Annotated in this window: 9 protein-coding genes; 4 read left to right on the plus strand and 5 right to left on the minus strand. The window is 75.1% G+C overall.

Annotation, left to right across the window (positions count from 1 at the left end):
* Positions 1–71 precede the first annotated feature (71 nt).
* Complete coding sequence (locus tag AOK09_RS32565; RefSeq protein WP_055590820.1) at positions 72–314, plus strand: hypothetical protein; 243 nt, start codon at positions 72–74, stop codon at positions 312–314.
* A gap of 82 nt (positions 315–396) precedes the next feature.
* Here the strand turns inward: AOK09_RS32565 and AOK09_RS32570 are convergent, their stop codons facing one another.
* The 3 genes from AOK09_RS32570 to xylB all read right to left on the minus strand — a co-directional run bounded on the left by AOK09_RS32570 (position 397) and on the right by xylB (position 3,628).
* Positions 397–852: a MarR family winged helix-turn-helix transcriptional regulator gene (locus AOK09_RS32570; RefSeq protein ID WP_055590821.1), complete on the minus strand. Its 456-nt coding sequence runs from the start codon at positions 850–852 to the stop codon at positions 397–399.
* Between the two features lie 78 nt (positions 853–930).
* Complete coding sequence (locus tag AOK09_RS32575; RefSeq protein WP_079063613.1) at positions 931–2,112, minus strand: ROK family transcriptional regulator; 1,182 nt, start codon at positions 2,110–2,112, stop codon at positions 931–933.
* A gap of 88 nt (positions 2,113–2,200) precedes the next feature.
* On the minus strand, positions 2,201–3,628 hold the full coding sequence (gene xylB, locus AOK09_RS32580) for a xylulokinase (RefSeq protein ID WP_055590823.1): 1,428 nt from the start codon (positions 3,626–3,628) through the stop codon (positions 2,201–2,203).
* A 96-nt stretch (positions 3,629–3,724) separates the two neighbouring features.
* Here xylB and xylA point away from each other — a divergent pair, with 96 nt between their 5' ends.
* The 3 genes from xylA to AOK09_RS32595 all read left to right on the plus strand — a co-directional run bounded on the left by xylA (position 3,725) and on the right by AOK09_RS32595 (position 5,660).
* Positions 3,725–4,894 (plus strand): xylose isomerase, encoded by a 1,170-nt coding sequence (gene xylA, locus AOK09_RS32585; protein WP_055590824.1) that lies wholly within the window; start codon positions 3,725–3,727, stop codon positions 4,892–4,894.
* A 93-nt stretch (positions 4,895–4,987) separates the two neighbouring features.
* A complete protein-coding gene (locus AOK09_RS32590; RefSeq protein ID WP_055590825.1) occupies positions 4,988–5,278 on the plus strand; it encodes a hypothetical protein in 291 nt (96 codons plus the stop codon).
* Between the two features lie 118 nt (positions 5,279–5,396).
* The gene (locus AOK09_RS32595) at positions 5,397–5,660 is read left to right on the plus strand and encodes a dsRBD fold-containing protein (protein ID WP_055590826.1); all 264 of its coding nucleotides are present in this window, start codon (positions 5,397–5,399) and stop codon (positions 5,658–5,660) included.
* Between the two features lie 69 nt (positions 5,661–5,729).
* On the opposite strand, the gene AOK09_RS32600 is transcribed toward AOK09_RS32595, so the two are convergent.
* Together AOK09_RS32600 and AOK09_RS32605 are read right to left on the minus strand one after the other, a co-directional pair.
* Positions 5,730–6,974: a peptidoglycan recognition protein family protein gene (locus AOK09_RS32600; RefSeq protein ID WP_055590827.1), complete on the minus strand. Its 1,245-nt coding sequence runs from the start codon at positions 6,972–6,974 to the stop codon at positions 5,730–5,732.
* Positions 6,975–7,062: 88 nt separating this feature from the next.
* Positions 7,063–7,821 (minus strand): enoyl-CoA hydratase/isomerase family protein, encoded by a 759-nt coding sequence (locus tag AOK09_RS32605; RefSeq protein ID WP_055590828.1) that lies wholly within the window; start codon positions 7,819–7,821, stop codon positions 7,063–7,065.
* Positions 7,822–7,823 lie beyond the last annotated feature (2 nt).

The raw sequence follows: 7,823 nt of genomic DNA on the forward strand, positions 1-7,823 counted from the left end.
GGCCCCCACCCCGCTGGCCCCGACCGGCATCGCCGCCTGACCCGCCGGGTCGCAGGACAAGGAGAAACCTCGTGCAGATCAAGTGGGGTGCGCTCGCCGGCACGGCGGGTGTCAGCTTCGGTGTCACGGTCGCGATCGTCGCGGTCTTCGCCCTGGGCACCCTCGCCCTCTCCCGCCACGAGGCCGCCCGCGAGGCTGCGGCCGCCGAGGGCGGCAGCGGAGGCGGCTCGGCCGCGCTGGGCATGGCCGCGGTCTGCTTCGCCGCCTGCGCGGCGGCGGTGGGCTACGGGCTGTACCTGATCGCCGTCCGCTGAGCCGGACGGCACCACCGGCACCAACACCGGCGCGGGGCGGGCTTCGGCCCGCCCCGCGCCCGCCGTTTCCCCCAAGCCCTCGTCAGGTGTTCTCGATGAGGCTGTTGAAGCGGTGCAGCAGGCTGGCGAAGACGGCCACGTCGTCCGGCTCCCAGGTGCCCAGCATGGAGCGGAAACTGCCCATCCGGGCGTCGCGGGCGCTGCTGTAGCGGCGGTCGCCCTCCTCGGTCAGTGAGACCAGGGAGACCCTGCCGTCCAGCGGGTCGGACTCCCGGCGCACCAGGCCGAGCTCCTCCAGCGCCTTGATCTGGCGGCTCACCGTGGCCTTGCCCACACCGAAGTGGACGCCGATGTCGGTGAGGCGCACCTTGCCGGAGTCCTCGATGTAGGCGAGCAGCGGATAGGCGCTGCCCTCCAGTTCCGGGTGCACCTCGCGGGCCATCTCGGCCGCGCGGGCCCTGGCGCGCCGGAAGAGCAGTGCCAGTTCACGTTCCACCGAGCCGAAGGCGTCCTCAGCCACCCGGTCGCCCACGTCCACGCCGCCGTCCTCCGGTCGTCATCCACGGCCGATGCCGGCCCAAGTATCCCCTGCCCGGCCGGCCGGCCGGCGCGGCCCTCACTGCCCGGCGACCCGGCCCGGGTCCTCCACGATGGCCCGCACCACCCCGGCGGCGGCCCCCAGCAGCGGCCCGCGACGCCCCAGCGAGGAGACCGCGAGCCAGTCGTCGGACCACGGCCGCACCGTGACCCTGGCCGAGAGCTCGCGCCGCATCCCGGGAACCAGCCAGTCCCCCAGGTCCGCGTAGCCGCCGCCGAGTATCACCGCGTCGGGGTCGATCAGGTTGACCGCCCCGGCGACCGCCGTGCCCAGAGCGGTGCCCGCCCGGTCCAGGGCCGCCAGGACCGGCGGGTCGCCCTCGGCCGCGCGCTCGGCGAGCAGGGTGACCCAGTCGCGGCCCGTGCCGTGGGTGCCCGCCGCCGTCAGCACCGCCCGCTCCCCCGCGTACTGCTCCAGGCAGCCGCGGGAGCCGCAGGCGCACGGCGGCCCGCTGGGCTCCACCGGGACGTGGCCCAGCTCACCCGCGAACCCCCGGGCGCCGCGGAAGAGCCGCCCCGCGACGATCAGCGCCGCACCGATACCGGCCTCCGCCGAGATGTGGACGAAGTCACCGGTGCCGGCGTGCTCGCCCAGCCACAGCTCTGCGAGGCCGCCCAGGTTGGCCTCGTTGTCGACCTCGGCGGGCAGCCCCGCCAGCTCCGCGAACCCCGCCCGGCGCAGCTCCGAGCGGAGCACGGCTATCACCGGCACCTGGGACCACCCGAGGTTGGCGGCCCGGATGACCAGTCCGTGCTCGGCGCCGACCAGACCGGGGACGGCGATCCCCAGCCCGGCCGGACGCAGCTGCGGACCCGCCTCGGCGGTGACCCGGCCCAGCAGCGCAGCCAGGTCGGCGAGCACCTCGGAGGCGGGTCGCCCGCGGTTGTCCGCGGGGATCCGCTGCCAGGCCCGGGGCTCACCGCCCAGGTCCACCACGCAGGCGGCCAGGTGCTCCACCCCGATCTCCGCGCCGAGCCCGGCGGGACCCTCGGGGTTGAGGGTGAGCGCGTTGCCGGGGCGGCCGACCCGGCCGCTGGGGGCCGGGCCCAGCTCGGCGAGCAGTCCGGCACCGATCAGCTCCTCGACCAGTGAGGAGACCGCGGCGCGGGTGAGCCCGCTGGCCGCGGCGACCTCCGCGCGGGAGAGCGGCGCCCGGGCCGCGACCTCCTGCAGGACGAGCGCGAGGTTCTGCCGCCGCATGGTCTGCTGCGAGGCCGGGGCGGGGCGCTTGCGGGTCCCGCCGTTCGCGGTCGGCTGGTGCACGTTCTGCTTCACCTTCTCCTGGCGGTCAGCGGGTCGGGGCCTCGAAGAGCCGTCCGGCCCTGTGCAGGGTATCCGCGATGCGCTCCAGCGCTTCCTCGTCCCTGGGCAGCGGGTCCAGCAGCGGTCCGTCGGCGGTGCCCCAGCGGCGGGCCACCTCGGCGGGCTCCTCCCCGGTGACCAGTCCGGCGGCCTGGGCGGCGGCGCCCAGCGCCACCAGCTCGGCCGCGCGGGGCAGCTGGACGGCGCGGCCGGAGAGCCGGCGGACGGTGTTCTGCCAGGCGGTGCCGCGGGCGCCGCCGCCGATCAGCAGGATCGGTGCGTCGCTGGAGGTCTCGCCGCCGTGCCGCAGGACGTCGTCCAGGGCGGTGAGCAGGGCGTGGGCGGCGCCGTCGTAGGCGGCCTGGAGCAGCTGGCCGGCCGTGGTGTCGTGGCGCAGGCCGTGGAAGAGGCCGGAGGAGTAGGGCAGGTCGGGGGTGCGCTCGCCGTCGAGGAAGGGCAGCACCACGGCGGTCCCGCCGGGCTCGACATCGGCGCGGTCCCGGCCGAGCAGGGCGGCGATCCGGTCGACGGCCAGGGTGCAGTTGAGCGTGCATGCCAGCGGCAGCCAGCCGCCGGAGGCGTCGGCGAAGCCGGCCACGATGCCGCTCTCGTCAGCGGGGCGGCCGCGGGTGACGGCGTAGACGGTGCCCGAGGTGCCCAGGGAGAGGGCGGGCAGGCCCGGGGTGAGGCCCAGGCCCAGGGCCGCGGCCATGTTGTCGCCGGTGCCGGCGGCGACCGGGATGCCGGCGGGCAGCGGGGAGCCGGGGCGTACGGTGCCTGCGGCGTGGCCCGGCTCGATCACCTCGGGGAGGCGGCCCTCGTCCAGGCCGACCAGGTCGAGGATCTCCTTGTCGTAGCCGTTCTCGCCCCACCAGCCGGTGCCGGAGGCGTCGCCCCGGTCGGTGGTGCCGGCGCCGGTGAGGCGGCCGGTGAGGTAGTCGTGGGGCAGCCGTACGGCGGCGGTGCGCTCGGCGGCCTCGGGCGCGTTCTCCCGCAGCCAGGCCCACTTGGCGACGGTGAAGGCGGCGGTGGGCACCGAACCGGTGCGGCGGGCCCACTCGGCGCGGCCGAGCCGCTCGGTGAGGGCGGCGGCCTGCGGGGCGGAGCGGGTGTCGTTCCAGAGCATCGCCGGGTGGACCGGGGTGCCGTCCGCGTCCAGGGCCACCAGGCCGTGCTGCTGTCCGCCGACGGCGACGGCGAGCGCCCGGTCGGCGTGGCCGGTCGCGGCCACCGCCTCGGTGAAGGCCTGCCACCACTGCTGGGGGTCGCTCTCCCGGGCGCCGCCCGTTCCGGTGACCGTGTGAGCTGCACGACCCTCGGCCAGCACCTCGCCGCTGTCGATGTCGACGGCCACGGCCTTGGTGGACTGGGTGGAGCTGTCGACCCCGATGACGACCCGCTGACTTGCGTTCATGCCCGCTCCTTCTGCGGCTTTTGCACCCTGGGACTTCCGTATGGCGCCTCCGCATACTAATTTGTTTTCTGGCCTGACGAATAGAGGAGCCGCAACATGAGCATCACCCCGACCCCCGCAGACAAGTTCACCTTCGGCCTCTGGACGGTCGGCTGGCAGGGCCGCGACCCGTTCGGCGACGCCACCCGCCCGGCACTGGACCCGGTCGAGACCGTGACCCGCCTCGCGGAGCTCGGCGCCTACGGCATCACCTTCCACGACGACGACCTGATCCCCTTCGGCTCCTCGGACGCCGAGCGGGAGGCCATCATCAAGCGCTTCCGCCAGGCGCTGGACACCGCGGGCCTGAAGGTCCCCATGGCCACCACCAACCTCTTCACCCACCCGGTGTTCAAGGACGGCGGCTTCACCTCCAACGACCGCGACATCCGCCGCTACGCCCTGCGCAAGGTCATCCGCAACATCGACCTGGCCGCCGAGCTCGGCGCCACCACCTATGTCGCCTGGGGCGGCCGCGAGGGTGCCGAGTCGGGTGCCGCCAAGGACATCCGGGTGGCGCTCGACCGCCTCAAGGAGGCCTTCGACCTGCTCGGCGACTACGTCGTCTCCCAGGGCTACGACATGCGCTTCGCCATCGAGCCCAAGCCCAACGAGCCCCGCGGCGACATCCTCCTGCCGACGGTCGGCCACGCCCTGGCGTTCATCAACGAGCTGGAGCACGCCGACCGCGTGGGCCTCAACCCCGAGGTCGGCCACGAGCAGATGGCCGGGCTGAACTTCCCGCACGGCATCGCCCAGGCGCTGTGGCACGGCAAGCTGTTCCACATCGACCTCAACGGCCAGTCCGGCATCAAGTACGACCAGGACCTCCGCTTCGGCGCCGGCGACCTCCGCCAGGCGTTCTGGCTGGTGGACCTGCTGGAGTCGTCGGACTACCAGGGCCCGCGCCACTTCGACTTCAAGCCCCCGCGCACCGAGGACTTCGACGGTGTCTGGGCGTCGGCGGCCGGCTGCATGCGCAACTACCTGATCCTCAAGGAGCGCGCGCTCGCCTTCCGCGCCGACCCGGCCGTCCAGGAGGCGCTGCGCGCAGCCCGCCTGAACGAGCTGGCCCAGCCCACCCTGAACAAGGGCGAGACCGCCGCCGACCTGCTGGCCGACCGCTCCGCGTTCGAGGACTTCGACGTGGAGGCGGCCGCCGCCCGCGGCATGGCCTTCGAGCAGCTGGACCAGCTCGCGATGGACCACCTGCTCGGCGTGCGCTGACACACCCGTCCGGGGGCGGCCCGCGGCGGCCGGCCGCCCCCGGACGGCCCATCACCGGCATGAAGGCGATGCCTGCCGGTGACGCTTGCCTGCATGGACGACCCCTCCAGGGACGCGGGCACGGCCGCCCGCCTGATCCCGCTCTGGCTGGCGGAAGCCGCCGAGAACGACCCGCGCACCGCCGAGGCGTACCGGCGTGCCTGGGAGGACGGCGGCCGGGTGCTGCCCGAGGCCGCCCAGGAACTCGCCGACTGGACCACCGCCCGGGTCACCGACACCGGTTTCAACGAGGACGAGGGCCCGATCCGCCCCGGCCCCCGGATCACCGTGGCCGACAAGGAGGCGGTGCACCGCTGGCTGCGCGCCGGGGGACACCGCGTCTGAGGCCCCCGGGAGGCCCGGCTGCGCACGCCCAGCGCGGCTCTTGCCCGTCCCGTACCGGGGGCGCACCCTGGGGACGCGGGGGCAGTGAAGACCCGAACCACCCGAGGAAGTGGACGCCATGCGCCACGAATGGGACGTCCGGCTGTTCTTCGACGAGGACGGCAGGCACACCGAGTGCGAAGCCCGGCTGGTGGGGGTCAGGGCCCCCGGAGTGGCCGCCCGAGGCGCCTCCACCTGCAGTGACAGCGACCACCCCGAGCCGCGGATCGGCGAGGAGCTGGCGGCGGCGCGAGCCCTGAACTCACTCGCCCGCAAGATGCTGGCGCAGGCCTCCGGGGACATCGAGGACGAGGTGCGCCACCCCGTCCACCTGCTCCGCTGAACCCCCGCCCCGGGCCCGCGGAGGGTCGGCCGGTACCGCCGGCCTCCTCGCGGGGCGGCGGCCCGTACCTCAGTGCTTGGCGGCCGTGTGGTGGGCTGCGGCGTCGGCCACCAGTCGCGCGGCCTTGGCGCGGATGACCGGCAGCACGGCGTAGAGGGAGTCGCCGGGGCACTCGGTGTAGACGGCGTCACGGTGCCCCGAGATGACGTTGAGGACGACCTTGGTGCCCTTGCGGTACCGGGTGGCGCTGTCCTGGGACACCATGACCGCCCGTCCCGTCGGCGAGATCCCGGCCAGCGAGAGCTTCCAGGCGGCCAGGCGGGCGATGGCGTCGATCATGGGCTGGGGCACCGGATGGCCCGCCCGGAAGTCCCCGATGGCGGCGATGCCCATGGAGCCGATGTTGAAGCCCATGGTGTGGCCGCCGACCACCGGACGGTCGACCCCTCCGGCGCGGCCCTCGTAGATGGTGCCGCAGCGGTCGACCAGGAAGTTGTAGCCGATGTCGTCCCAGGCCAGCTCGGTGACGTGGTACTGGTACATGGCCCGGATCATCTCCGGCACCTCGGAGCAGGAGTAGCCGTTGGGGTTGTCGGTGTGGTGGATGAAGATCATCCGCACCCCGGGCGAGTAGATCGGCGCCTTGTGCCGCAGCGACTCGTCCGCCCGCCAGCCGGACCGGCCGACCATGGCGGGACGCGGCACCGTGTAGCGGACCTTGACCGCCGGCGCGGCGGGGGCGTGGTGCAGCAGCAGCCAGCTGGGCGGGCCGCCGGGCACGGCCGGCTGTGCGGCGGGACCGCCGGGGTCCACCAGGGCGAGGCGCAGTCCGGTGGGCAGGGTGCCGCCGCTGGGCGGGCCGACCACGACCTGCACCCCGTTGGAGGGGCCGACCCACAGGGGGCTGGTGTAGCCGCGGGCCTGCTCCTTGTCCGCGGAGGGGCCGGGCCGTTCGTGGTCCTCGGCACGGAGGGTCTGCCAGGCGCTCCAGCGGCCGTGGTCCCGGTCGCGGGTACGGATCCTGACGACGGCGTTCAGCGGGCTGCGGGCGTCGTCCCAGACCACGCCGAGCATGGAGAAGGGCCTGGTGGTGTGCGCCGGGACGGCCCGTGGGGCCGTGGCTCCCCCGGGCGTCCGGGTGACCAGCGGCAGGGTGTAGGAGGAGGCGGGCCGGGGTGTCCCGTGCGCCACCCGCCCCGCGGCGGCGCCGGAGCGGACCGGTACGGACGGGGGCGCGGCACACGCCGCCAGGGCGACCAGACCGAGGACCGCGGCACCGGCCGCTGCGGACGGGGCCGACCGAAGAACGCGCATACGCCGGATCCTATGGCCTGATTCGTCGGATTTGCCCGACAAGTGGGCCGAGCGGGTCACCCGGTTTCGCGGACCACCGCGGCCGGCCTCAGAACCGGGGCGGCCGCCGCTCCAGGAAGGCCGCCAGCCCCTCCCGCACATCGGGCGCATGCCGTGACCTGCGCTCCCAGGGCTCCACCGCGGCCTGTGGATCCCCGCCCTCGGTGGCGGCGGCCACCACGGCCTTCGCCGCACCCAGCGTCTGCGGTGAGCGCGCCGCCACCGTGCGGGCGAACTCCAGCGCCCTGGCCTCCAGGCCGTCCCCCGCCACGACCTCCTCCACCAGGCCCAGCAGCTGCGCCCGGACCCCGTCCACCAGCTCCGCGGAGTAGAGCAGGTACTTGGCGCGGGCCGGCCCCACCAGCCGGGCCAGCCGGGCGGTGGGAACCGCCGGATAGACCACCCCCAGGCGGGCCGGGGTGATCCCCAGCCGGGCGTCGGCCGCCGCGAACCGCAGGTCGCACGCGACCGCCAGCTGGCAGCCGCCGCCCACCGCGGCGCCCCGCAGCACCGCCACGGTGGGGTGCGGAAAGGCCGCCAGAGCCTCCTCGGCCGCCACGTTGTCCCGGTGGTACGCGTCGGCCCGCGCGGGGTCCGCGTACACCTCCAGCAGTTCGGCGATGTCCGCCCCGGCCGAGAAGGTCCCCCCGGACCCGGCCAGCAGCAGCACCCGCACCCGGGGGTCGTCCGCCAGCCGGCCGAGCAGGCCGGGCAGGCCGCGCCACATGGCGAGCGTGAGGGCGTTGCGCTTGGCCGGCCGGTCGATCAGCAGCACCGCCACCCCGTCCGCCCCGGTGTACGCCCGCAGAC

This window comes from Peterkaempfera griseoplana, from assembly GCF_001418575.1.
Classification (GTDB): domain Bacteria; phylum Actinomycetota; class Actinomycetes; order Streptomycetales; family Streptomycetaceae; genus Peterkaempfera; species Peterkaempfera griseoplana.

Coding starts and splice junctions, on each gene's coding strand:
- AOK09_RS32575 (WP_079063613.1), bottom strand. CDS start 2,112: ATGCGGCGGCAGAACCTCGCGCTCGTCCTGCAGGAGGTCGCGGCCCGG.
- xylB (WP_055590823.1), bottom strand. CDS start 3,628: ATGAACGCAAGTCAGCGGGTCGTCATCGGGGTCGACAGCTCCACCCAG.
- xylA (WP_055590824.1), top strand. CDS start 3,725: ATGAGCATCACCCCGACCCCCGCAGACAAGTTCACCTTCGGCCTCTGG.
- AOK09_RS32590 (WP_055590825.1), top strand. CDS start 4,988: ATGGACGACCCCTCCAGGGACGCGGGCACGGCCGCCCGCCTGATCCCG.
- AOK09_RS32595 (WP_055590826.1), top strand. CDS start 5,397: ATGCGCCACGAATGGGACGTCCGGCTGTTCTTCGACGAGGACGGCAGG.
- AOK09_RS32600 (WP_055590827.1), bottom strand. CDS start 6,974: ATGCGCGTTCTTCGGTCGGCCCCGTCCGCAGCGGCCGGTGCCGCGGTC.